Here is a 24059-nt window from a genome sequence, read left to right on the forward strand (position 1 = left end):
ACATTAATGCCAGTCGCGGCACGACAGCCGGAGACACCTTGGCGCAGCTACGTCTCCGGCCGCTGCCACTCCGACAAGAGGCAGTAATATGAGCTATATCATCGACCGCCGCCTGAACGGCAAGAAGAAAAGCACCGTCAATCGCCAGCGGTTCCTGCGTCGCTACAAGGCCCATATCAAAAAGGCTGTCGGCGAGGCCATGAACAGCCGCTCCATCACCGACATGGACAAGGGTGAGCGGATCAGTATTCCCACCCGCGACATCAGCGAACCCATTTTTTCTCACGGCGCCGGCGGTCATGTGGAGCGGGTGTTGCCGGGCAACAAGGAATTTATCTCCGGCGATCGCATTCCCCGGCAGGGGCAGCAGGGTGGCGCCGGTGGCGGAGGCGGGGGCGCCAGTGACAGCGGCGAAGGTGTGGATGAATTTGTTTTCCAGATCTCGCAGGAAGAATTCCTGGATTTCATGTTCGAAGGGCTGCAATTGCCCAATATGGTCAAACGGCGCCTGGCCGGCAACGAATCTTTCCAGGTGGTGCGCGCCGGAATCAGCAATGAAGGGACGCCGGGACGCCTCAATGTGGTCCGCTCCCTGCGCGCCGCCAACGCGCGGCGCATCGCGCTGACCAGCAGCAAGCGGCGCAATATCCGCGAACTGGAACTGGAGCTGGCGCAGGAGGAAGAGAAGGATCTCGTGCTGCGTGACCAGCGCAGAATTGACGCGCTGCGCGATAAAATTGCCGACCTCCGCCGGCGCGTCGATCGCGTGCCCTTTCTCGACGATTTCGACCTCAAGTACAACCTGCTGGTGCGCCAACCCCGTCCGCGCTCGCGTGCAGTCATGTTCTGCCTGATGGATGTCTCCGGTTCCATGAATCAGGCAACCAAGGACATGGCCAAGCGTTTCTTCCTGTTGCTCTATCTGTTTCTGCAGCGCAGCTATGAATACACGGAAGTCGTCTTTATCCGCCACCACACCAGCGCCAAGGAAGTGGATGAAGAGGAGTTTTTCTATTCGCGTGAAACCGGCGGCACCATTGTCTCCAGCGCACTCAAGCTGATGCGCCGCGTCATGCGTGAACGCTATCCGGCCAGCGAGTGGAATATATACGGCGCCCAGGCCTCCGACGGCGACAACTGGAACGACGATTCCAGTACCTGCCACAAGATTCTGATCGACGACATCATGCCCCACGTGCAGTACTACTCCTATGTCGAGATCACACCACGGGATCACCAGGCTCTGTGGGAGGAATACGAAAGTGTTCGCACCCTGTTCCCGGAGCACTTTGCCATGGAGCAGATCGTCGACGTGCAGGACATCTATCCGGTTTTCCGCCAACTGTTCAGCCAGAAGGTATCCGCCTGATGTTAGATACGTTTACCACCGGCACCAACGCACCGGAATCCGAATCCGGCGGCCCCATTTCCACCAACTCCGAGTGGACCTTTGAGCTGATCCAGGAGTACGACCGCGCCATCGGCGAGCTGGCAGAAGAATTCGGCCTGGACACCTATCCCAACCAGATAGAGGTAATCTGTTCCGAACAGATGATGGATGCCTATTCCTCCGTGGGCATGCCGGTGGGCTACCATCACTGGTCTTTCGGCAAGCAGTTCATCAGCGTCGAAAACAACTATCAGCGCGGCCTGATGGGACTCGCCTATGAGATAGTGATCAATTCCAACCCCTGTATCGCCTATCTCATGGAAGAGAACACCATGACGATGCAGGCGCTGGTTATCGCCCACGCCAGTTACGGGCACAATTCGTTCTTCAAAGGCAATTACCTGTTCCGCTCCTGGACCGATGCAAGCAGCATTATCGACTACCTGATTTTTGCCAAAAACTATATTGCCCGCTGCGAGGAGCGCCACGGGCTGGAAGAGGTGGAGGCGGTACTGGACTCTTGCCACGCCCTGATGAACTATGGCGTGGACCGCTACAAGCGCCCCTATCCCATTTCCGCGGTGGAGGAGGAACGCCGACAGAAGGAGCGCGAAGAGTATCGCCAGCGGCAGCTGAATGACCTGTGGCGCACAATACCCAAGATGGGTAACGGTACCGAAGAAGCGGTCGAGCGACGCTTCCCCGAGGAACCGCAGGAAAATATCCTCTATTTCATCGAGAAGAATGCACCGCTGCTGGAGAACTGGCAGCGAGAACTGGTCCGCATCGTGCGCAAGCTGGCGCAGTACTTCTACCCGCAGCGACAGACCCAGGTCATGAACGAGGGCTGGGCCACTTTCTGGCATTACACGCTGCTGAGCGAATTGTACAAACGGGGACGGGTGACCGAAGGCTTTATGCTGGAGTTCCTGCAGAGTCACACCAACGTGATCTATCAGCCGTCTTTCGACAGTCCCTATTACAGCGGCATCAACCCCTACACACTGGGCTTCAGTATTTTCACTGATCTGCGGCGTATCTGTGAAAATCCCACCGACGAGGACCGTCAGTGGTTTCCGGATATCGCGGGTAGCAACTGGAAGGACACCCTGCAATTCGCCATGCGCGACTTCAAGGACGAGAGCTTTATCCTGCAGTTCCTGTCACCGAAGGTTATGCGTGACATGAAACTCTTTTGCATCAGCGACAACGACCGCGAGAATGAGATAGTCGTCAGCGCCATTCACGACGAAGATGGCTACCGCGAATTGCGCGCCAATCTGGCGGGCCAGTACAACCTGGGCAACAGGGAGCCGAACATCCAGGTCTACGCCGTGGATACCCGCGGCGATCGCTCACTCACCCTGCATCACACCCAACACCGCCGCCGGCCACTGGGGAAGGATACCGGCGAGGTGCTGAAACATCTGCACCGCCTGTGGGGGTTCGACGTGCACCTGCACAGCCTCAACGGTGATGAAATCACGGCCAGCTACCACTGCCCGGAACAGGGGCGCGACCGCCCCGAAGGCGATGAGGAATCGATGCTGGTCCCCAAGCCCATCTAGCAATACGGAATGGTGAAGGCGAAACAGCACTTACGCGAATTTTCCGCCTTCACCATTCCGCATCGACTCACACTTCCAGCAGCAACTTCACCTTGGCGGCCAGCTCGCTGCGCTCTCCCGGATGGGCCACCAGGGCGTCCGCCCCGGCGTCCAGCCAGCGCTGCTGGTCCTGCTCGCCAGCCGGCGCGATGACCACCACGCGCACATTGGCATACTCACTGCGCGAACGCAGGTGGTCGAGAATCTGGAAGCCGTTGACGCCCACCAGGTTCGCGTCGACCACCATCAGCGCAGGTTTACAGCCCGCCATCAGGGTACCCGCAACGAAGCTGTCGCCGGCCACCTCCACGTCACAGCCGACCTGCTGCAGGGCCTGGCGGCCGGCGGCGGTCAGCTCCGGATCGCTGGCCAGCAGCAGCACCTTGCGACTGGCAGCGGCCAGCTCGCTGGGTACCGGCATCGAGTTATCGCGCAGGAAGCCGACAAAATCCTCGACACAGATACGGTGATCGCCGCGGCCGGGCAGCTTGTAAGCCTTGAGCTGACCCCGTTCAATCCAGCGAATTACGGTGCGGAAGTTCACCCCACAGTATCTCGCTGCCTCCCCGGTGGTAAGCACATGCAGTTCGCTCATCTTTATTATTCCCCCAACATCCTGCAATTACTGGCAGGCACTTGCGAAATTTACTTGCGCAACAAGCCGCTTAAATCCGCCACTTGACGCGAAATTATCCTGTCTTTTTCAAGTGCCCTTATAAATTATGCTGTTCAACACTGAAAAACCAGTCTGAAACTCGGGCTATGTACTTAATTAACGAACGGCAGCAAAACTCCCTCAAAAAATACTGAAAGATATAGTTGACAGGTATGACAGGTTACATAGAATGGTCACAATTCGGCAGCTCACAGGACGCCGAGGGCCTTCGGGCCAGGCCAGGTAGGCAACAGTCTTTTTGAATGGCGAACGGATATTCCCCAAGCGAATACCCTAAGACCCTGGGCCCCCTTGTTTTTTCGGGGCCTTTTTTTTATCTTGCCGAAACTCCAGTCCCCTCTTTCTCTATCCGCCCTGTATGCTGATGCGGCGGCGCCGGAACTATTGGATTTATGGCAGTACAAAGCTCAGCCCGGCACCAAGTCCCCCGCTCCCCGGAGCAACTCCCGTGAAGACCTACCTGGTCGGCGGCGCCGTGCGCGACAAACTGCTCGATCGGCCGGTGCACGAGCGCGACTGGGTGGTAGTCGGCGCCGATGAAGGGAAGATGCGCGAGCTAGGATTCAAGCCGGTGGGTAAGGACTTTCCGGTATTCCTGCACCCGGATACCGGCGAGGAATACGCCCTCGCCCGCACCGAGCGCAAGAGCGGCCACGGTTATGGCGGTTTTACCGTCCACGCCGCGCCGGATGTGACGCTGGAACAGGACCTGCTGCGCCGCGACCTCACCATCAATGCCATGGCCGAAGACCAGGACGGCCAGCTCGTCGATCCTTACGGCGGCCAGTCCGACCTGGACGCGCGCCTGCTGCGCCACGTTTCCCCGGCTTTTGCCGAAGATCCGCTGCGCATACTGCGGGTGGCCCGTTTCGCCGCCCGCTACCACCACCTCGGCTTTGCGATCGCCGAGGACACCATGACCCTGATGCGGCAGATGGTCGATGCGGGCGAGGTGCAGCATCTGGTGGCCGAGCGGGTGTGGAAGGAAATCAGCCGGGCACTGACCGAGCCGGATCCGGATATCTTTATCCGCGTGCTGCGCGAATGCGGCGCACTGAAGATTCTGCTGCCGGAGGTCGAACAGCTGTTCGGCGTGCCGCAGCCGCCGCTGCACCACCCCGAAATCGACACCGGCGAACATGTCTTGATGGCCCTGCGCATCGCCCCACCGGACCTGCCGGTGCGCTTTGCGGTCCTGCTGCACGATCTCGGCAAGGGCATCACCCCCAAGGAAATCCTGCCCAGCCACCGCGGCCACGAATGCGGCGGGCTACCGCTGGTGCGCGACGTCTGCAAGCGCTGGCGCGTTCCCAAGCAACTGACGGCGCTGGCGACGGGGGTGTGTGAGTACCACCTGCACTGCCACAAGGCATTTGAACTGCGCCCGCAGACGCTGATGAAGATGCTGCGGGCACTGGATGCCCTGCGCCGCCCGGAACGCTTCGAACACTTCCTGCTCGCCTGCGAGGCAGATGCCCGCGGACGCAAGGGCCTGCAGGACCGCGACTACCCCCAGGTGGATTACCTGCGCAAAGTGCGCGACGCCGCCGCGGCTGTCACCGCGGACACGCTGATGGAACAGGGTTTCGAAGGCGCCGAGCTGGGCAAGGCCCTGGATCGGGCGCGCGTCCGCGCCATCGCCAAGGTAAAGGAGCGATACCTTGAAAACGACGACCTCGAGGACGACGGCGATGCGTAGCGCGCTGATCACCGGCGCCGCCGCGCGTCTCGGTCGCGCCATAGCCCGCGAGCTACACCGGGATCACCGCGTCATCATCCACTACCGCAGCTCCGCCGCCGCGGCACAGCAGCTGGTCGATGAACTGAATGCCATCCGCCCCGGCTCTGCCGTCGCGCTGCACAGCGACCTGGTCAGTGCCGCCGACTGCGCTCGCCTGGCCGAACAGGCGGCACAGCAGTGGGGCGGCGTCGACGTACTGGTCAATAACGCCTCCGCCTTTTTCCCGACGCCGGTCGGCAGCGCAACGGAGGAACACTGGGATCAGCTGATCGGCAGCAACCTGAAAGCCCCGTTTTTCCTCAGCCAGGCTCTGGCACAAAGCCTGGCGCAAGGTAGTGGTTGCATTGTCAATATGGCGGACATCCACGCCGAGCGCCCGATGCCACGGCATCCGATCTACTGCGCCGCCAAGGCGGGCCTGGTGATGCTGACCAAGAGCCTGGCCCTGGAACTGGCACCGCAGGTGCGCGTCAACGCCGTGGCCCCCGGCGCGATCCTGTGGCCGGAGCAGCAGACGGTGGACGACACGTCCAAGGCAAAGGTTCTCGAGCGTATTCCGCTGGCGCGCACCGGCGGCGCCGAGGATATCGCCCGCACAGTGCGCTTCCTCGTCAGCGACGCGCCCTATATCAGCGGCCAGGTGATCGCGGTGGACGGCGGCCGCAATCTCAATATCTGATTTCACTTCTATTTCACCCGGATGTCGTCACAATGATCTAGCGATCGAGAACCACAAGATCCATACCGGTGAAAGCACTCAAGATACTACTCATAGAAGACAACCCGACCATTGCCCGCCAGACCGGAGAGTTTCTGGGAGGACATGGCTGGCATATCGATTTTGCCCACTGCGGGCGCCTCGGCGTCGAGCTGGCACAGGAGCAGATTTACGACCTGATTGTTCTCGACTTAAACCTGCCGGATTTGGACGGGCTGGAAGTTTGCCGCCTGATAAAAGAACAGGCTGCGGTGAATATGCCGGTGCTGATGCTGACCGCCCGCGACGCCTTCAGCGACATGGCGGCAGGCTTCAACACCGGTGCCGATGACTATCTGTGCAAACCCTTCGACCCCCGTGAACTGGCGCTGCGCTGCCGCGCGCTGGCACGCCGGAACCAGCTGCATCAGAGCGACAAAATCCGCATCGGCGATCTCGTTATTCGTTGCCGCGAACACTCGGCATACAGAGAGGGGCAGGCTTTACAGTTGACCACAATCGGATTTCAGATACTTTCAATCCTGGCCCGGGCTCACCCGCAACCGGTCAGTCGCTCAGAAATATTGCACCAGGTCTGGGGCGATAATCCGCCGGAGACAGACGCACTTAAATCCCACATCTACGGCCTGCGCCAAGCGCTGGACAAGCAGTTTGCCGCGCCGATGCTGAAGACCATTACCAATCTGGGCTATCGACTGGAGGTGCCCGGTGCGGATCAATAGAAGCCTCCAGCGACGCGTCTTCGCCACCTTCGGCGCCTTCACCCTTCTGCTCTGCCTGCTCTATAGCGCCATCTGCGCGTTGGTGGCCTACGTCATCGAAGACCAGGTACTGGACAACCTGCTCGCCGATGAAGTCCGCTATATCGAACTGGAGTTTCGGGCCAGCGGCGAATTGCCCGCGCCGCGACTGCCCTATATCGAGCTCTACCACGACGGCAAGCCGGCACCACAGGATCTCCTCGCCGCAATACCCGACGGGAAGACCAGCGCCGAGTGGTTCGCCGATGGCGAGCGCCACTTCCACCTGCGCCGGCTGGACCTGGACGCAAATACTTCAGCGGTGCTCGCCGCCGAGGTGAGCCGGCTGCTCACCGTTTCCCGCCAGTCCGGCAACCTGCTGTGGCTGCTGATCAGCGCCCTGCTGGCCACCGCCGTTCTGGCACTGTGGACCGCTTTCCGGCTGTCCTCACGAACCGTCAGGCCGGTACTGCTCCTCGCCGAGGAGGTCGAAAATCGACAAACCCACAGTGCAGCCCTGTCGTTAACCGCCAGTTCCGCCCGGGATGAAATCGGCTTCCTGGCCCGGACACTTGAGAGCGCACTCAACCAGCTCGGGTCCGCCCTCCAGCGCGAAACAGAATTCACCCGCGACGTCAGCCACGAGCTGCGCACCGCCATCACCATTGCCAAAAACACACTGGCGCTGTCCCGCGGCCGTGCACTCTCGGCACAGGAAACCGAGCAGCTGTACAGTGCGTTATCCGAAATGGAAAACACAATCACCTCGCTGCTGGCACTGGCGCGGGCCGAGTCCACGGAGCAGGTTTCATTTGGACTGCGCCACCTGCTGGAAGAGCGACTGCTGGCGCGCCACCACTGCATTGCGGAGGCGCAGTTTCGCATTGACTTGCAACTGCCAGACAGTATTCACGCCCTCGGCAACCGCCACCTGTCCGCGCTGCTGGTGGACAACCTGCTCGACAACGCCCTCCGTCACGCGTCGCGGACGGAACTGCGTATCTATCAGGATGGCGATGCGCTGGTCTTCGAAAATCCAGTAGCGGAAGCGCCAGACACTGAGGCGGCGTTCCTGCCGCGACACAAAGGCGCGCGGAGCGACGGCATGGGCCAGGGACTCTTCCTTGCCAAGCGGATACTGAACGCGCTGGACTGGGATTTCTCCGCCCACTGCAGTAACGGCCGGTTTAGCTGCACCATTCACCCCAAGCTTTTCACCTGAATTTCACCTAACAGCAATTAGTCTGCTCCCATCAATTTGGAGACGGACCTTATGACCAGGAAATTATTCGGGACGACACTGATCGCATTGATTGGCGCGCTTACAGTTTGGTATCTGTTTTTTGCACTCAAGGCTGAACCGATACCGCAACCTCAGATTATTGCGGCCTACGACTACGAGCCACCGACCGATATCGATATGCGCCTCGAGGCTATCGGCGATGGCAAATTCAGTTTTTCGTTCCGGAGTTTTGACGGTGCACTGGTCAACGGCCAGATCAGCTACCCCCCTTCTCGGCAGGAAAAGCATCCGGTACTGATCGGCATATCCGCCATGGGCAGGGGTTACCAGCGCTGGTGGACAGATTCGTTCAAGGAGCGCCCGACAGTTACCCGGGTGAATGAAATCACAGAGCTGGCCACCGATAGGGGTTATGCGGTGATTGCCATCGATGCCAGGTTTCACGGCACACGGAAAGACCCTGACAGACCCCTGAGGTCGATCATGAACGACCTCCACTTTTTCGGCGACAAAACCGACTATGAAAATATGATTCGGAAAACGGTGCTTGATTACCGAGTGCTGCTCGACTGGATCTCCGATCAGCCGACACTGGATAGCGACAGGGTCACCGCTGTGGGCTATAGCATGGGAGCACAGGTCGGCCTGCTGCTCAGCGCCCTGGACCAACGTGTCGGCCAGCTAGTCGCCATGGTACCACCCCATATAGACGATAAAACCGCACTGGTTGCCCCCAAGAATCTCGCCTCGCTGATCGACGAACCGCGGGTGCTACTGGTTACCGCAAACGAAGATGAATACGCATCGGCGGCAGACAACAGGGCATTGTTCCTGGCAATTGCGAGCGAGAATAAGGAACAGTTGGCATTCGATAGCGGCCATATTCTCCCTGCCGATTACGTAGATGCATTGACCCAGTGGCTGTAGCGGAAGGAAAAACACCCAGCAAGGGCGGGAAGCGCCTCCGTGCAGGTTACGGTTTTCCGCCCTTCCCGCAGATATCCGGTGCTCGACGGTGATCGCGCTTTCCTGGACCCAGAACAGAACGGTGCAGTGCTTCTGATCGGCGATTTTTGAGCCGGGGCCGGCCTACTTAAAACAGATCAGTATCGACGGGCGCCTTCTCACCGGGCAGAACCCCTGGTCTGTCTGGCCACTGGCGGAGGCCATGGTCGAGGCGCTGGGTTATCAGCCAACCCCGCGCCCGCTGACACCCGCGGAACATACCGTGGAGCTGCTGCTTACTTATGAACGACAGGGCATGGCACCAGCGCGGAAAGCGCTGTTGCGGATTTCCGCGCAGAAAGGGGCAATTATCGACCACAGGCTCCTGGCCATGCATGGGATAGTTGCAATTATGCGCGGCGAGTTCGGCAAGGCGGTGGATATTGTGCGGCTACTGGCGCAGGCAAAGAGCCTGAAGGGAAGTCAACGTCAACAGTAGCAGCCAGCGCCCTTTACAGCCGGTCATTACGGCCGGTCAGGCTCAAAGGTGCTCAGCCAGCCTGCTCCAGCGGCTGGCCATTCTCATCCACAAACAGCACATCCCTGACAGTCAGCACCTCACCGTCGGCGTTCTGCACGACCACTTGCGCAAGCGGCTCACCGGAGCTTCTATCCACCAGCTGCATATCGTCCTTGTTGCCGTTCCAGCGCTCGCTCCACTGGCGCAGGGCGACCACCACCGTAAACAGATCCCGTCCCTTGTCGGTCAGGCGGTACTCATAGCGGGTGCCGTGCTCGCCCACATTGACGCGGGTCATCACGCCGTTGTCCACCAGGCGGGACAGGCGGTCACAGAGAATGTTCTTGGCGATGCCGAGGCCGTTCTGGAAGTCGACAAAGCGCCGCGTGCCCAGCATGGCCTGCTTGATCACCAACAGGGACCACCAGTCGCCCACCTCATTGAGCGCGCAGGCTACGGAACAGCCCAGATCATCAAAACGTTTACGTGTCATGCCGGCAGTATACGCGGAAAAGGTTGCATTAAGAAACCAAATCAAGTTTCATAACGCAACCATATTGACAGGGCCAGTCATTCGGCTGGCCCGCTGGTGCTATTTACTGAAGAGATTCGGGAGAGTGATATGAGTGATTCCCTGGATAGCCTGCTGCGTCCGTTCGAGCATAAATCCCTGAAATTGCGCAACCGGACGGCCATGGCGCCGATGACGCGCACCTTTTCCCCCGGCTATGTCGCCAATGAGCAGGTGGCGGGATACTACCGCCGTCGCGCCGAGGGCGAAGTCGGCCTGATCATCACCGAGGGTACTTTTGTCGGCCACAAGGCCGCCAACGGCTACGAGAATGTGCCGGCGATATTCGGTGACGAAGCCATGGCGGGCTGGAAGAAGGTGGTGGACGAAGTACATGCGGCCGGCGGCCAGATCATTCCCCAGCTGTGGCATGTGGGCGCCGTGCGCAAGGAGGGTATCGGGCCGGACAAAGCCGTGCCGGGGTATTCGCCATCCGGCCTGTTCAAGCCGGGCAAACCCAACGGCCACGCGATGACCAGGGAAGACATCCAGGATGTGGTCCGCGCTTTTGCCGACGCCGCCAAGGCGGCCAAGGAGGTCGGGTTTGACGGCGTGGAAATCCACGGCGCACACGGCTACCTGATCGACCAGTTCTTCTGGGAAGGCACCAACCAGCGCGACGACGAATACGGCGGCTCCATCGAAAACCGCGGCCGCTTTGCGGTGGAAATCGTCGAGGCCGTCCGCGAGGCAGTCGGCGAGGACTTCGCCATAGTGTTGCGCTACTCCCAGTGGAAGCAACAGGACTACGACGCCAGGCTGGCACAAAATCCGGAGGAGCTGCAGCGTTTCCTGACGCCGCTGGTCGACGCCGGTGTCGATATTTTCCACGCCTCGACCAGACGCTTCTGGGTACCGGAATTTGAAGGTTCCGACCTGAACCTGGCCGGCTGGACCAAGGAGCTTACCGGCAAGCCGGTCATCTCCGTCGGCAGCGTCGGCCTCGACGACGACTTTATCGGCGGCAACAACCAGGGCATGGGCGGCACCGCCAATCCGACCGGGCTGGACGAGCTCACCCGGCGCATGGACAACGGCGAGTTCGACATGATCGCCGTGGGACGCGCCCTGCTGCAGGATCCCAACTGGTTGGTGAAGATACGGGACGGTCGCGAAGAGGAGATCGTTCCTTTCACCAAGGAAGCACTGACCAGCCTGAGCTAAGGCTTAGCCGGGAGCAGAAACGAAAAAGCGGCCGAATCAGGCCGCTTTTTTATTGGGAAACTCCCCCCCCTACTTACTCTGCCGGCCAGTCAAAGGCAACCGGCCACAACTTCTGTGAAGCCTGATCGTATTCATCCCACAATTGCCGGTAGGTCTTGCCCGCCACTGGGTGGACGGCATCCGCTGCCAGTTCCGCCAGCGGCAACAGCACAAACGCGTTCTTGAGAATCTCCGCCCGCGGCAGCTTTACACCGTCGATGGTACCGGTTAGGTCGTCGTAGGTGAGGATATCGATATCCAGGGTACGGGCACTGAATTTCGGGCCGGCGCGCAGGCGGCCGTTGGCATCTTCGATTTCGCGCAGCCGCAGGGCCAGCTGGCCAACCGGCAGATCGGTGTGAATGCCCACCACCAGGTTGTAGAAGTTATCGCCTTCGAAACCCACCGCCACACTTTCGAACACGCGCGAGACCTGCAGTCCGCCAAACTGCTGCGCCAGCGCATTGAGGCCTGCACGGATATGCTGCGCGCGATCGATATTGCTGCCGAGACTGAGAAATACCTGTGCCACGGTCAGCCTCCGGAAAAAGCAGCCGCGCCACTGGCCGGCCTGTCGCCGCGCTCGATGATCACGCCCACATCCCGCGAGCCGCGCACGGCACCGGGTTTGGACAGGCGCAGCCGCAGCCAGGACACATTGAACTCGTCGCGCACAATCGCCGCAGCCTGCTCCGCCATGGTTTCCACCAGCAGAAATTCGCTGCCCTCGATAAAACCAATCAGGCGCTTGGCCACGGCCTTGTAATTGAGGGTGTGCTCGATATTGTCGGTGCGCGCGGCCTCGGCGATATCGAAGGCCATTTCCAGATCGAGACTCACGGTCTGGCGCACTTCGCGCTCCCAGTCGTAGATACCGATAATGGTATCCACTTTCAAATCCCGTATATAAACGATATCCATGGACTAGTTCAGGCTCCCACTCAGCTCCGTCATCGGCCAGCGCGGCCGCACTTCAATCTCCAGTCCCGCATGCTCACCCGCCTGCAGGCGCAGGCTGCCGGCATAGGCAATCATGGCCCCGTTGTCGGTGCAGAACTCGTGGCGCGGGTAATAGACCCTGGCACCATCTTTGGCCAGCGCTTTCTCCAATCGCTCGCGCAACAGTTTGTTCGCCGACACACCACCGGCGATCACCAGGGTCTTGTGGCCGGAAGCCTTGATCGCGCGGCGACATTTGATCACCAGTGTATCGACCACTGCCTCCTGAAAGGCCGCGGCAATATCCGCACAGGTCTGCTCGTCCGGCAGGCCGTCCGCCAGCGCGTGCTCGCGCACCGTGGTCAGGGTGTAGGTCTTCAGCCCGGAAAAACTGAAGTTCAGCCCGGGCCGATCTGTCATCGGCCGCGGGAATGTAAACCGGGATGGGTCGCCCTTTTCCGCCAGCGCGGCCAGACGCGGACCGCCGGGGTAGTCCAGGTCGAGCATCTTGGCCGCCTTGTCGAAGGCCTCGCCGGCGGCGTCATCGAGGGATTCCCCCATCAGCTCGTAGTCGCCAAGACCGCGCACATCCACCAGCTGGGTATGGCCGCCGGAGACCAGCAGCGCGACGAATGGAAACGCCGGCGGATTCTCTTCCAGCATCGGCGCCAGCAGGTGGCCCTCCATATGGTGAATCGCCACCGCCGGAATTCCCCAGCCGTAGGCCAGCGCGCGGCCGGCGCAGGCACCCACCATCAGCGCACCCACGAGACCGGGGCCGGCCGTGTAGGCGATGCCGCCCAGATCTTCCGGGCGGGTATCGGTCTTGCGCATCACCTGGCGCACCAGCGGCAGCAGCTTGCGCACATGGTCGCGGCTGGCCAGTTCCGGCACTACACCGCCGTAATCGGCGTGCAGATCCACCTGACTGAACAGGGCGTGACCGAGCAGACCGGTTTCGGTGTCGTAGATGGCGACGCCAGTTTCATCGCAGGAGGTTTCAATACCCAGAACGCGCACTTGGACTCTTACTCGTGACTACTTCGCGGGGTCGCTATCATACTCGAAAGGCTAGTAGTGGTGCAGGAATGCACCATCGCTGCCACAAGGGCTGCCGGCGAGCCGGCCAAAGGCTCCTGGCGACTCTGTGAGGCCAGACTTGGCGTTTTGACTGTTTTGCGGCCCCGGGTGGCGCCTCAGAGCAAGTAGGCAAAAGGCCTTGCGATCCCGTAGGCGAGTGTTTAGAATTTGCGCCCTCGCTGTGAACCGGCCACCGGAAGCAACTGCGAGAGCATTGCCGGAATGGCCGAGAGAAACGAATTTTACAGGTATCCTAATGCCCTCTGTACGAATCAAAGACAACGAACCTTTCGATATCGCCCTGCGCCGCTTCAAGCGCTCTTGTGAGAAAGCCGGTGTACTGTCCGAAGTACGTCGTCGCGAGTTCTACGAGAAGCCGACTGCTGTACGCAAGCGCAAGGCTGCTGCCGCTGTTAAGCGTCACGCCAAGAAGCTGCAGCGCGAAAACCGCAAGTTCCAGCGCCTCTACTAAGAGCTGCAGTCAGGGAAAAGCCTGACTCAGCGAGGTCGCCAGCGGGTTCAGCCCCGCAGCGGTTCAAAAAACGGCGTGCGAGCCTGACTCGCGCGCCGTTTTTCGTTTTCCCCGCCGCATTCTCCACCGGCGCCGGAAGCGCTATCCTTACTGGCCCAGTTCAATAACAACCCAGATTCCGGATCACGCAATATGAGCACCCTCAAGGAAACCCTGGCCCAGGCCACCAAAGACGCGATGAAAGCCCGCGCCAAGGAACGCCTGGCGACCCTGCGCCTGATCAACGCCGAGATCAAGCGCGTGGAAGTGGACGAGCGCATCGAACTGGATGACGCCCGCATCCTCGCCCTGCTGGACAAGATGACCAAGCAGCGCCGCGACTCCATCACCCAGTTCGAGAAAGCCGGCCGCGCAGAGCTGGCCGCCGTGGAGCAGGCGGAAATCGACGTGATCCAGGAATTCCTGCCGGAACAGCTGTCCGAAGACGAGATCGCCGAAATCGTCGCCGCCGCGGTGAAAGACACCGGTGCCAGCAGCATGGCCGATATGGGCAAAGTCATGGCCCTGGTGAAGCCACAGGTACAGGGCCGCGCCGACATGGGCGTTATCAGCAAGCTGGTCAAGGCGCAGCTCGGTTAAATCCGACTTCCTGACCGACACAGCAGCGAGATTCTATGGCCGGCAAGATCCCCCAGCACTTTATCGACGACCTGCTCGCGCGCGCGGACATCGTCGAGCTGGTGGACAGCCGGGTCAAACTGCGCAAGACGGGCAAGAACTACTCGGCCTGCTGCCCGTTTCACGATGAAAAAACCCCGTCTTTCACGGTAAGCCCGGACAAGCAGTTCTACTACTGCTTCGGCTGCGGCGCCAGCGGCAATGCGGTCGGCTTCCTGATGGAATACGACCGCCTGCCCTTCCCCGAGGCGGTGGAAAAGCTGGCCACGAGCATGGGCCTGGAAGTGCCGCGCGAGCAGCTGGCGCCGGGCCAGGAGAGGCGCCAGCGCGAAAGCCAATCGCTCTACCAGCTCACCGAGAAAGCGGCCGACTTCTACCGCAACCAGCTGCGCGCCCACCCGGCCGCCGGCCGCGCCATCGCCTACCTGCGCGGCCGCGGCCTGTCCGGTGAGATTGCGCGGGATTTCGGTATCGGCCTGGCCCCGCCGGGCTGGGACAACCTGCTGAATGAACTCGGCGACACGGCGCAGAACGCGGACCTGCTGGAGCAGGCCGGCCTCGCGATCCGCCGCCAGGATAGCGACGGCAATACCAAACCCGGCTCACGCCACCACTACGACCGCTTCCGCAATCGCATCATGTTCCCGATCCGCGACCAGCGCGGCCGGGTCATCGCGTTTGGCGGCCGGGTTCTGGGCGACGACAAGCCCAAGTACCTGAACTCGCCGGAAACCCCGATCTTCCACAAGAGCCGCGAACTCTACGGCCTGTGGGAGGCGCGCCAGGCCAACCGCACGCTGGACCGCCTGATTGTCGTCGAAGGCTATATGGACGTGGTGGCGCTGGCGCAATTCGGCATCCGCTGCGCCGTCGCCACACTCGGCACCGCCTGCGGCGAGGAACATATACAGCTAGCTTTCCGCCACACACCCGAACTGGTGTTCTGCTTCGACGGCGACCAGGCCGGCCGCACCGCGGCAAAACGGGCGCTGGAAGCGGCGCTGCCGCATATGCAGGACGGCCGCAGCCTGCGCTTCCTGCTGCTGCCCGAGGGTGAGGATCCGGACACCCTGGTGCGTCAGGTCGGCGGTGAGCGCTTCCAGCAGATGATCGACGAGCAGGGTCGCCCGCTGGAGGACTTCCTGTTCGACCTGCTCGGCGAGGGCATCAACCTGCAGACGATGGACGGCCGCGCGCGCCTGTCAAAACTGGCCGCACCGCTGCTCGACCTGCTGCCGGCCGGCGTCTACCGCCAGCTGATGTTCCAGCAGCTGGCCGCGCGCACCGGCCTCGACAAAGACACGCTGCAGGAAGTGATCAGCGCGGAAAAAGCCCGCGCAGCCAAGGCACAGGCGCAGCAGCCAGTCCCTCCGCCGCCCAAACCACAGTCGCAGCCGCAAGCGCAGGCACCGGAGCCCTACGCCCCGCCACCGGAAATGGACGAGATGCCGCCGCCGGCGGACGAGTATCCCGCCGGGGCGCCTGCACACCAGGCACAGGCAGAACCGCGCCGCAGCGGCCAGTACCGGCTGCCGGCGGAGCGCATGCTGATCGCGCTGCTGCTGCACCACCCGCAGCTGGCCCAGCAGATCGAGGACAGCGCACAGTTTCGCGCCAGCGGCCACCCGGACCTGCAGTTGTTCGCGCAGCTGGTGGACCTGCTCAAGAGCCGGCCGGACTACAATCTGAACCAACTGCTGGGCTACTGGCGCGCGCACCACGGCGCCGAATCCTGCGACGTACTGGCGCAACTGGCTGCCTCACAGCTGGTCAGCGGCGTGCGTCAGTTGGCGCAGGGCGACAGCAAGCTGGAATACGACCCGCAGGCCGAATTTGCCGACTGCCTGCAGCGGCTGGAGCGCGCCGCACAGAAGCAGCGCAACCGCGATTTGCTGGCGCAGCTGAAGTCCAGCGGCCAGCTCAGCCCGGAGGAGCAACTGGCCCTGCTGGCCAACTGGCGACAGAAACAGGATTAATCACCGGTGCAGGCCTTGAAAACACTGGGCCCAGCACCATATTCACTCACCCCGGACGGGATCGGGAAGCCCAAGCACATTAAACCTCGCACCAAGACGTCCCTTGACAGTCAGAGTGGTTATTGCTATCGCAAATACGCTATAATCCCGCGTCTTTGTCCCGTATTTTTCTCACAATTTCAGGGTTGTGCATGACCGACAAAACCCAACAGCAAACAACTTCCCGCATCAAGGAACTGATCGCCCGCGGTAAAGAGCAGGGCTATCTGACCTATGCGGAAGTCAATGACCACCTGCCGGAGGACATTTCCGATCCCGATCAGGTGGAAGACATCATCGGCATGATCAACGACATGGGCATCAAGGTGTTTGAATCAGCACCCGATGCCGAAGAGTTGTTGATGGCCGAAGGCGACAGCTCCGCTGACGAGATCGCCGCCGCCGAAGCCGCCGCCGCCCTTGCCGCGGTGGAATCCGACGTAGGCCGCACCACCGATCCGGTACGCATGTATATGCGCGAAATGGGCACCGTCGAGCTGCTCACGCGCGAGGGCGAAATCGCCATTGCCAAGCGTATCGAGGAAGGCCTGCGCGAGCTGATGGCCGCTCTTGCCTACTGGCCTGGTGCCGTGCAGCAGGTGATCAACGAGTACGAGCTGATCGAGAAAGAAGAGCGCCGCATTCCCGACGTGATTGCCGGCTGGCTCGACCCGGCGGAGGATGTCCCCCCCGGCGCCCAAGCCGGCCAGGCCGCCGACACCTCCAGCGCCGACACCAGCGACAGCGACGACGACAGCGATGGCGATGACGATGACGACGATTCCTCTTCGACTGAAGAAGAGGAAAACGTCGGCGGTATCGATCCGGAAGAACTCGCCGAGCGCATGAAGCTGCTGATCGCCGCGCAGAAGAAAGCCGATGCCGCGATCAAGAAGCACGGCCGCGATTCCAAACAGGCCGGCGAGGCCATGGAAGCCGTGGGCGAGATCTTCCGCTACTTCAAGCTGGCCCCGCGCCAGTTCGATCCGCTGTACAACGAGGTGCGCAGCATCCTCGATAGCGTGCGCGAGCAAGAGCGCGGCATCATGAACCTGTGCATCAAGAAAGCGAAGATGCCGCGCAAGACCTTCATCAAGGAATTCCCGGGCAACGAAGTCAACGACGACTGGATCCCCGGCATCATCAAGAAGAAGCGCGACTATTCCGATGCCCTGCGCCAGGTCGCCGACGACATCATCCGCGCACAGCGCAAGCTGGCCCAGTGCCAGGAGCGCGCCGGCCTGGAAATCGGCCAGATCAAGGAGATCAACCGCCGCATGTCCATCGGTGAGGCACGCTCCCGCCGCGCCAAGAAAGAGATGGTCGAGGCCAACCTGCGCCTGGTGATCTCCATCGCCAAGAAATACACCAACCGCGGCCTGCAGTTCCTGGACCTGATCCAGGAGGGCAACATCGGCCTGATGAAAGCGGTGGACAAGTTCGAATACCGTCGCGGCTACAAGTTCTCGACTTACGCCACCTGGTGGATTCGCCAGGCGATCACCCGCTCCATCGCCGACCAGGCGCGCACCATCCGTATTCCGGTGCACATGATTGAGACCATCAACAAGCTCAATCGCATCAGCCGCCAGATGCTGCAGGAGATGGGCCGCGAGCCGACTCCGGAAGAGCTTGGCGAGCGCATGGACATGCCGGAAGACAAGGTGCGCAAGGTACTCAAGATCGCCAAGGAGCCCATCTCCATGGAGACTCCGATCGGCGACGATGAAGATTCGCATCTGGGCGACTTTATCGAGGACCAGAACCAGGCCTCACCGGTGGATACCGCCACCCAGACCGGCCTGCACGACGCCACCCGCTCAGTGCTGTCCGGCCTGACGGCCCGCGAAGCGAAAGTCCTGCGCATGCGCTTCGGTATCGATATGAACACTGACCACACCCTGGAAGAAGTGGGCAAACAGTTCGACGTTACCCGTGAGCGTATCCGCCAGATCGAGGCCAAGGCACTGCGTAAGCTGCGCCACCCATCTCGCTCCGAGCATCTGCGGAGCTTCCTCGACGAAGGCTAAGCGCTACACTAAAAGCCCGGCAATGCCGGGCTTTTTTATGTGACACTTAAATGACAGCCGGCATCTTCCTGCAATCGCGAAATTCCGGCACCGACAATGCGCCGCAAGAAAAACACCATGCAACAAGAAGAGTTCATCAACAAACCCGGCAAGACCGGTATCTCCCGCCTGATCGACGCCACCTTTTATTCGTGGCACGGCCTGCTCGCCACCTGGCGCAACGAGGCCGCCTTTCGTCAGGAAGTCACCCTCGCCATATTCCTGATTCCGCTGGCCCTGTGGCTCGGTGAAAGTGGCATCGAGCGCGCCATCCTGGTCGGCTCGACGCTGCTGGTGATGGTGGTCGAACTGCTCAACAGCGCCGTGGAAGCGGCCATCGACCGCATTGGCCCGGAACGGCACCCACTGTCGAAGATTGCCAAAGACACCGGCTCCGCCGCAGTGTCCATCTCCCTGCTTTTGTGGCTGTTTACCTGGGGCTGCATATTGCTGCCGCGCTGGCTCGGCTGAGTGGTTTCCCTCCCGCCGCAGTGCGGGAGGGCTATCGCCCTCAAACTCCCCCTTGCCCCTGCCTAGCATGTCCGTCGGGCTCGTCTAGACTTTCCCCACTATAAAGAGTCCCACTAATAAACCAGGGAAGGTTTATGCCCTATTCGCGCGCGAAGGATGTTCTGCGTCACTGTGCCGGCCTGTTGTTGGCCGCCGCTATGGCCAGCTCGCAGCCCCTGCTCGCCGCCTGTACCGACAAAGCCTCCGCCAGTGGCAGCAATGTAACCTGCGACGACGCCAACACACTGGCGACCCGGCTGACGCTAGACGCTGGCAGCGGCCTGCGCCCACCGGAAATGCGATCGCTGGTATTCGCCGCCACCGGCCAGCCCTTGCTGCTGGCAAACAACGGCCATACCGACCTGCGCGACGCGCCGGAAGACCCACTGCGTGCCACTGGCGATGATACCGGCAGCGGCATCCTGCTACTCGACGTGATCCTCGGCGACGACAACAGTCCCGCCGAGCGGTTACAGATCAACGGCGGCCACTCGAGCGGCAGCACCCAGATTGCATTCAACGTACTAGGCGGTATAGGCGCCGCGACGAACAACGGCATCCTGGTAGTGGAAACGCTGAACAACGCCACCACCTCTCCGGGAGCCTTCTATATGACCGGCTCGCTGTCCGCGGGCCCCTATGAATATTTCCTGTTCCGCGGCGCCGACGAGCCGGCAGAGGCAGACAACTGGTACCTGCGCTCGACGCTGCTGCCGGGCAGCGCTCCACCGAGCACGCAGCCGGTATCCGTGTCCAGCCCGGGGATTTCAACCGATCCGCCGCTGCCGCTGGGGGCAGAACCGGTGATCGCGGCCGCACCGCCAGCAGGTGCCAGACCGATACCACTGTACCGGCCGGAAATTCCACTCTATGCCCAGGCGAAATCCCTCGCCCACTACGTGTCGCTCGCGGAAGTGGGCAGCTATCACAAGCGGCGCGGGGAACAGCGCTACTGGAGCAACGCGGAGAACAATGCCTGGATGCGGCTCTATTACCAAAGCGCCGATATCGACTGGGACGGTGACGTGTACAGCCGTTTCGACGGCAATCTGGGCGGCCTGCAGCTGGGCGGCAATATCTATTCTGCCCCCAGTTGCCGCGGCACCCAGGAGCTGGGTGTATTTATTGGCAGCAGCCGCGCCAACGGCGATGTCAGCGGCTTCGCTCGCGGCTTCAGGGACTTCGACGCGGGCCGCAACGAACTGGAGACTTACTACTTCGGCGGCTACTTCACCGACTACCGTATCAACCAGAATTACCTGAACCTGTTCGTCAAAGTCGCCTACCTGGAACTGGAGAGCCGCTCCGAACGCGGCGTCGACGACAGCGTTTTCGCCCCTCAGCTCAGCGTCTCGCTGGAGGGTGGCTGGACCCGGGCACTGAACCAGCGCATCAACCTGGAACCGAAGCTGCAGCTGGTGGCCAACTACACCAACTTCGACGCCTATGAGGACGGTATCGCGCGCGTCGAGCCGGACATGACGCCGGAACTCACTTTCCGCGCCGGCCTGCGCGCCTACAACCCCGATGGCCGCAACCAGTACTACGCCTTCGGCAACCTCTGGTACACCCTCGACGGCCACGACGAACTGCAGTTCGACAACCGCCTCTACCTGGAAAACGACCGCGGTGCCGCCTGGGCGGAAATCGGCGGCGGCATAGTGCTGCTGCAGCGGGAGAGCGGCGGCCTCTACTTCAATCTCAGCTACCTGCGCTCGATCGACGACCTGGACTGGGAGGCAGCCAGCGCCAACCTCGGCTTCGCCTTCGCCTGGTAACCCGCGCGGGAAAAAGCGTTGATTTACAAGGGAAAATCGAGTACTTTGCCCAACCGCCTGCGACCTCGACGCAAGCGGCTGTGGGGGCCCTTAGCTCAGTTGGTTAGAGCATCCGACTCATAATCGGCAGGTCCTGGGTTCAAGTCCCGGAGGGCCCACCATTTCCTCTCCCCATTTTGTTTATCCCCACTGAATTATCGAAGTCCGGCGCAATTCCGTAGCCTTACGAATTCAATGCGTATACAGGCAAATTTTGCAAAATTCCCGGCTTACTTTTACACGCCACCACTAACAGCACCGAGACAGATCTACTTTTTCCCTACGCCAATTTTTCTGGGCAACCGCACCAACACTTGCTCCACACGCGACGGAGCCCGACATCTTCGCGATCAGTTTTCACACAGATCGAGAGCACTGGAAAAGTACCGCAATCACGGCATGCCCACCCACCGACACAAAACTAAACCGAATTTAGAAGCCACGGGCTTTATAACACCTGCAGAAATAGCGTAACTTATTGACTTCTCTACAAGCGACCTCGAAAACAAAAGCCATCCCACATGGCGCGTAATTCGCCAGGGGGCCATATAATTCCAGGGCAATGTATTTGGGCGTCTTTAACTATTTGATTTTCTGGCCTTTTTAACGCAGCCGTAGAATCATTTCCGAGACATGAGGCCTCGGTGATATAAAACCCTAGGCTTTTGAATAAAATTGTTATGCGTATCTTGCGATGCAGCACGCATATAAAAACATGAGGCAAGGAAATGAATTAAAAATGATCAATTAGCTTCTGAAGAACCACGGCAAAGCAAATATATAACGTGGGGCGTTATCATTGGGTCTGTAATTGGCCTATTTGCCGGGATGTTTTGGTTTGAAATGGGGTTGTCACTTCTGTTCGGAACAGCATTTGGCTTAATAGTAGGAGCTTCTGTTGGCTCTCTCATTGATGGCAAATCGAAATCAAGCAGCTCGAATGTTTAGTAGAGCGGCGAATACAGATCGTATGATAAAGCTCTGTTGTGGGACCTTCGGTACGCTTCGCTTCCCTTCGGCCCCAAAGCTTGGCGTTAAGGTACGGTACATGAAGAAGTTAATTTTGACTTTTATTGTGCTGATCAGCGTGAATACCGAGTCTTTTGACACCCCTATCTGGAGTAATAAAAGTAAGGAACAAGATCGCCTCGTCGAAGAGAAAGTTTTGTTGACGGCAAAAAAATGGGCGAGCAAAATTTATTCTGGCCAGAATGAAATTCGGGAGTACGAGTATCGTGTTACAGAGGAAAGTACACGTACTCATGTAATGATTACGCCCGTTTATAATGATGGTTCGGTACTTGTAGATGGCGATATGTGTTTACTTGTCAGTAATGAGGGCGAGTTGATTGAGGCCAAGCAGTGCATTGCACCTTAACAAACGCAAGCAGGATGCTACGGCCCTTCGGGCCTCCGCGGGACGCCTTACGTTGTGCACGTTTTGCGCGGTCGCTATGCTCCCATTTTCACGCAAAATGCGCATAAAGTAAGTCGCCACTGCTGGCGGCGTTTGGCACTAGGAAGGAATATGAACAACATAGTAAACCTGATGAGGTATACAACGTTTGTTTTTATCGCGGCGGTGTCTTGCTATTTCGTGGTTAGAGATGCGGTGCCAGTCCTTACGTTCACTGGTGAACGTTACGCTACGTTTGAGTTAGATGTGATAATAGTATTTCTACATGTGCTCGGTGGTTTTCTTGCACTATTTATTGGTCCGCTCCAATTTAGCAGCAGACTTAGAAAAAGGTATCCGATTTGGCATAGAAGTGCTGGAAAGGTATACGTTTATTCAATATTTTTGGCAGCCCCTATCTCCTTTTATTTGTTGCTTGATTTTGGGGGAGTTCAATTTGCATTACCAACCTTTATTTTCGGCTTTCTATGGCTTCTTAATACACTGGTAGCATTTCTTCTGGCGGTAAAGAAACGTTTCTTACTTCACTTTCAGTTTATGGTCAGAAGTTATGCTTTGACTTTTGCATTTGTATCTGTGAGAACAGTTTGGCCACTTTTGGAGTTCTTGGGGATAATTGATAGTGCAACCGCTGAAGATCCAGGCGATTTTCTGTTTATTACGCGTGAATGGGGAATGCTAGTGATTACAATCCTGGTTCCTGAAGTTTGGTTTATCTGGAGATACCAGCTGCGTAGCATTTTCGTGCGTAACAAAACAATGCAGGCCGACATAAAAAGCTATGCTTAATTTTTGTATGTTCGCATGCCCACGTTTTTACAAAATTTAATCGACGCATTTTATTACGGCTGATTGCGGCATTAACTACATAATGATCGAATAATGAATAAGTATATAGTTTCATTCATCCTCAGCTTCTTCGTTGGGCATGCATACGCTGTTGTTCCAATGGAGAAAAAGACAGCGGGAAAAATGGAAGATCTCTCTCTTTCAGTTCCTGATGGGGAAAGCTTTTCAGATGTCAGATCGATTTGGCTTCAAAAAGCTGGCGAGAAATGCGACTCCAAAGAGTTTAAGATTATTCGATACTCTGAGCGAAATGCGTCGAATGGTGATGCACTGTCACTCAATCCGGCAATTGGTAAGTACGAGGCTGCTAAATTCCCTGCTTCAGTATCAGGTGTGTTCCAATGCCTCAAAGGGAGTTGACAAGGCCAGGCTGCATGCTACGGGCCGCCGGCCCTCCGCGGGACAGTTCACCTTGTGCACCTGCTGTCGGCGTTCTGGTTTTCTATGGCTAGAAAGATAAAAAGTCTCGGTTTAAGGCACTACGGAGCAAAAACTGTTGATGTCAATGCTGCAGTTGATTGGGAGTCATTGATTGCAGAGATTTTTGTCGGGTTCTTGTTAGGCGTATTTGCTTACATGGGATACGTCGCTAAGATTCCTCTTTTGTTCTTTCCTTGCCTCATTGGCTCAATCGCGTGCCTGTTTGCGATTGCAACAACAGTAGCGGCTTATTTTAAGCGTAAATCTAAGCGCAATAAGAATGTCGGTAGAGCGCCCGAATCCTAATGAACGCACGCAGGTAGCTCCGCCCCCTGGAGGCACCTCCACCGGACGCCCAATGCTATGGACGTTATGTTTCTGATTACGTGCCCAACTTAACTTCCATGTCTTATGTAGTGGTCAACTATTTCCGATAGTG

The 24059-nt window shown here is 59.2% G+C and carries 24 protein-coding genes and 1 tRNA gene; 20 read left to right on the forward strand and 5 right to left on the reverse strand.

The window, feature by feature from the left end; translation table 11 throughout:
* Nucleotides 1-88 precede the first annotated feature (88 nt).
* Nucleotides 89-1369 carry a YeaH/YhbH family protein gene (locus BUC36_RS12375; protein ID WP_073275622.1) on the forward strand — a complete coding sequence of 427 codons (1281 nt, stop codon included), beginning with the start codon at nt 89-91 and terminating at the stop codon, nt 1367-1369.
* A complete protein-coding gene (locus tag BUC36_RS12380) occupies nt 1369-2958 on the forward strand; it encodes a SpoVR family protein (protein WP_073275624.1) in 1590 nt (529 codons plus the stop codon). The genes BUC36_RS12375 and BUC36_RS12380 overlap by 1 nt, the downstream gene beginning before the upstream one ends.
* Before the next feature lie 67 nt (nt 2959-3025).
* Here BUC36_RS12380 and BUC36_RS12385 read toward each other — a convergent pair whose 3' ends face one another.
* On the reverse strand, nt 3026-3592 hold the full coding sequence (locus tag BUC36_RS12385; RefSeq protein WP_073275626.1) for a response regulator: 567 nt from the start codon (nt 3590-3592) through the stop codon (nt 3026-3028).
* A 529-nt stretch (nt 3593-4121) separates the two neighbouring features.
* Here BUC36_RS12385 and BUC36_RS12390 point away from each other — a divergent pair.
* The 6 genes from BUC36_RS12390 to BUC36_RS12415 all read left to right on the forward strand — a co-directional run bounded on the left by BUC36_RS12390 (nt 4122) and on the right by BUC36_RS12415 (nt 9559).
* A complete protein-coding gene (locus BUC36_RS12390; protein ID WP_073275628.1) occupies nt 4122-5372 on the forward strand; it encodes a multifunctional CCA addition/repair protein in 1251 nt (416 codons plus the stop codon).
* Complete coding sequence (locus tag BUC36_RS12395) at nt 5365-6093, forward strand: pteridine reductase (RefSeq protein ID WP_073275630.1); 729 nt, start codon at nt 5365-5367, stop codon at nt 6091-6093. The genes BUC36_RS12390 and BUC36_RS12395 overlap by 8 nt, the downstream gene beginning before the upstream one ends.
* A gap of 68 nt (nt 6094-6161) precedes the next feature.
* A complete protein-coding gene (locus tag BUC36_RS12400) occupies nt 6162-6854 on the forward strand; it encodes a response regulator transcription factor (RefSeq protein ID WP_073275632.1) in 693 nt (230 codons plus the stop codon).
* Nucleotides 6841-8094 carry a sensor histidine kinase gene (locus BUC36_RS12405; RefSeq protein ID WP_073275634.1) on the forward strand — a complete coding sequence of 418 codons (1254 nt, stop codon included), beginning with the start codon at nt 6841-6843 and terminating at the stop codon, nt 8092-8094. The genes BUC36_RS12400 and BUC36_RS12405 overlap by 14 nt, the downstream gene beginning before the upstream one ends.
* A gap of 51 nt (nt 8095-8145) precedes the next feature.
* Nucleotides 8146-9042 (forward strand): alpha/beta hydrolase, encoded by an 897-nt coding sequence (locus BUC36_RS12410; RefSeq protein ID WP_073275636.1) that lies wholly within the window; start codon nt 8146-8148, stop codon nt 9040-9042.
* A gap of 241 nt (nt 9043-9283) precedes the next feature.
* Nucleotides 9284-9559: a hypothetical protein gene (locus tag BUC36_RS12415; protein ID WP_073275638.1), complete on the forward strand. Its 276-nt coding sequence runs from the start codon at nt 9284-9286 to the stop codon at nt 9557-9559.
* Between the two features lie 52 nt (nt 9560-9611).
* On the opposite strand, the gene BUC36_RS12420 is transcribed toward BUC36_RS12415, so the two are convergent.
* Nucleotides 9612-10073, reverse strand: a complete 462-nt coding sequence (locus tag BUC36_RS12420) for a winged helix-turn-helix transcriptional regulator (RefSeq protein WP_073276137.1) — start codon at nt 10071-10073, stop codon at nt 9612-9614.
* Nucleotides 10074-10202: 129 nt separating this feature from the next.
* Here BUC36_RS12420 and BUC36_RS12425 point away from each other — a divergent pair, with 129 nt between their 5' ends.
* The gene (locus BUC36_RS12425; RefSeq protein WP_073275640.1) at nt 10203-11315 is read left to right on the forward strand and encodes an NADH:flavin oxidoreductase; all 1113 of its coding nucleotides are present in this window, start codon (nt 10203-10205) and stop codon (nt 11313-11315) included.
* Between the two features lie 73 nt (nt 11316-11388).
* Here BUC36_RS12425 and folK read toward each other — a convergent pair whose 3' ends face one another.
* From folK to tsaD, 3 genes are read right to left on the reverse strand one after another with little or no spacing between them, the layout of a single operon-like run.
* Nucleotides 11389-11886 carry a 2-amino-4-hydroxy-6-hydroxymethyldihydropteridine diphosphokinase gene (folK, locus tag BUC36_RS12430; RefSeq protein WP_073275642.1) on the reverse strand — a complete coding sequence of 166 codons (498 nt, stop codon included), beginning with the start codon at nt 11884-11886 and terminating at the stop codon, nt 11389-11391.
* A gap of 2 nt (nt 11887-11888) precedes the next feature.
* Nucleotides 11889-12275 carry a dihydroneopterin aldolase gene (gene folB / locus BUC36_RS12435; RefSeq protein ID WP_073275644.1) on the reverse strand — a complete coding sequence of 129 codons (387 nt, stop codon included), beginning with the start codon at nt 12273-12275 and terminating at the stop codon, nt 11889-11891.
* Between the two features lie 3 nt (nt 12276-12278).
* A complete protein-coding gene (gene tsaD, locus BUC36_RS12440; protein WP_073275646.1) occupies nt 12279-13313 on the reverse strand; it encodes a tRNA (adenosine(37)-N6)-threonylcarbamoyltransferase complex transferase subunit TsaD in 1035 nt (344 codons plus the stop codon).
* Between the two features lie 316 nt (nt 13314-13629).
* On the opposite strand from tsaD, the gene rpsU reads away from it, so the two are divergent.
* The 11 genes from rpsU to BUC36_RS18820 all read left to right on the forward strand — a co-directional run bounded on the left by rpsU (nt 13630) and on the right by BUC36_RS18820 (nt 23926).
* Nucleotides 13630-13845, forward strand: coding sequence for a 30S ribosomal protein S21 (rpsU, locus tag BUC36_RS12445; protein ID WP_020411530.1), 216 nt, complete (start codon nt 13630-13632; stop codon nt 13843-13845).
* 192 nt (nt 13846-14037) lie between these two features.
* Nucleotides 14038-14484 (forward strand): GatB/YqeY domain-containing protein, encoded by a 447-nt coding sequence (locus BUC36_RS12450; RefSeq protein WP_073275648.1) that lies wholly within the window; start codon nt 14038-14040, stop codon nt 14482-14484.
* 35 nt (nt 14485-14519) lie between these two features.
* Entirely contained in the window at nt 14520-16499 is a 1980-nt protein-coding gene (gene dnaG, locus BUC36_RS12455; protein ID WP_073275650.1) for a DNA primase, read from the forward strand.
* Nucleotides 16500-16690: 191 nt separating this feature from the next.
* The gene (gene rpoD, locus BUC36_RS12460) at nt 16691-18568 is read left to right on the forward strand and encodes an RNA polymerase sigma factor RpoD (protein ID WP_073275652.1); all 1878 of its coding nucleotides are present in this window, start codon (nt 16691-16693) and stop codon (nt 18566-18568) included.
* Nucleotides 18569-18685: 117 nt separating this feature from the next.
* The gene (locus tag BUC36_RS12465) at nt 18686-19078 is read left to right on the forward strand and encodes a diacylglycerol kinase (RefSeq protein ID WP_084536054.1); all 393 of its coding nucleotides are present in this window, start codon (nt 18686-18688) and stop codon (nt 19076-19078) included.
* A gap of 134 nt (nt 19079-19212) precedes the next feature.
* A complete protein-coding gene (locus tag BUC36_RS12470; protein WP_073275656.1) occupies nt 19213-20895 on the forward strand; it encodes an autotransporter family protein in 1683 nt (560 codons plus the stop codon).
* 84 nt (nt 20896-20979) lie between these two features.
* Nucleotides 20980-21056, forward strand: a tRNA-Ile gene (locus BUC36_RS12475).
* A gap of 926 nt (nt 21057-21982) precedes the next feature.
* On the forward strand, nt 21983-22312 hold the full coding sequence (locus BUC36_RS12480; protein WP_143186979.1) for a hypothetical protein: 330 nt from the start codon (nt 21983-21985) through the stop codon (nt 22310-22312).
* A gap of 150 nt (nt 22313-22462) precedes the next feature.
* Nucleotides 22463-23140: a DUF2306 domain-containing protein gene (locus tag BUC36_RS12485; RefSeq protein ID WP_084535985.1), complete on the forward strand. Its 678-nt coding sequence runs from the start codon at nt 22463-22465 to the stop codon at nt 23138-23140.
* Between the two features lie 93 nt (nt 23141-23233).
* Nucleotides 23234-23560: a hypothetical protein gene (locus BUC36_RS18815; RefSeq protein ID WP_143186980.1), complete on the forward strand. Its 327-nt coding sequence runs from the start codon at nt 23234-23236 to the stop codon at nt 23558-23560.
* A 54-nt stretch (nt 23561-23614) separates the two neighbouring features.
* On the forward strand, nt 23615-23926 hold the full coding sequence (locus BUC36_RS18820; RefSeq protein ID WP_143186981.1) for a hypothetical protein: 312 nt from the start codon (nt 23615-23617) through the stop codon (nt 23924-23926).
* Nucleotides 23927-24059 lie beyond the last annotated feature (133 nt).

Origin of the sequence: Microbulbifer donghaiensis, from assembly GCF_900129095.1 — a bacterium.
GTDB lineage: Bacteria > Pseudomonadota > Gammaproteobacteria > Pseudomonadales > Cellvibrionaceae > Microbulbifer > Microbulbifer donghaiensis.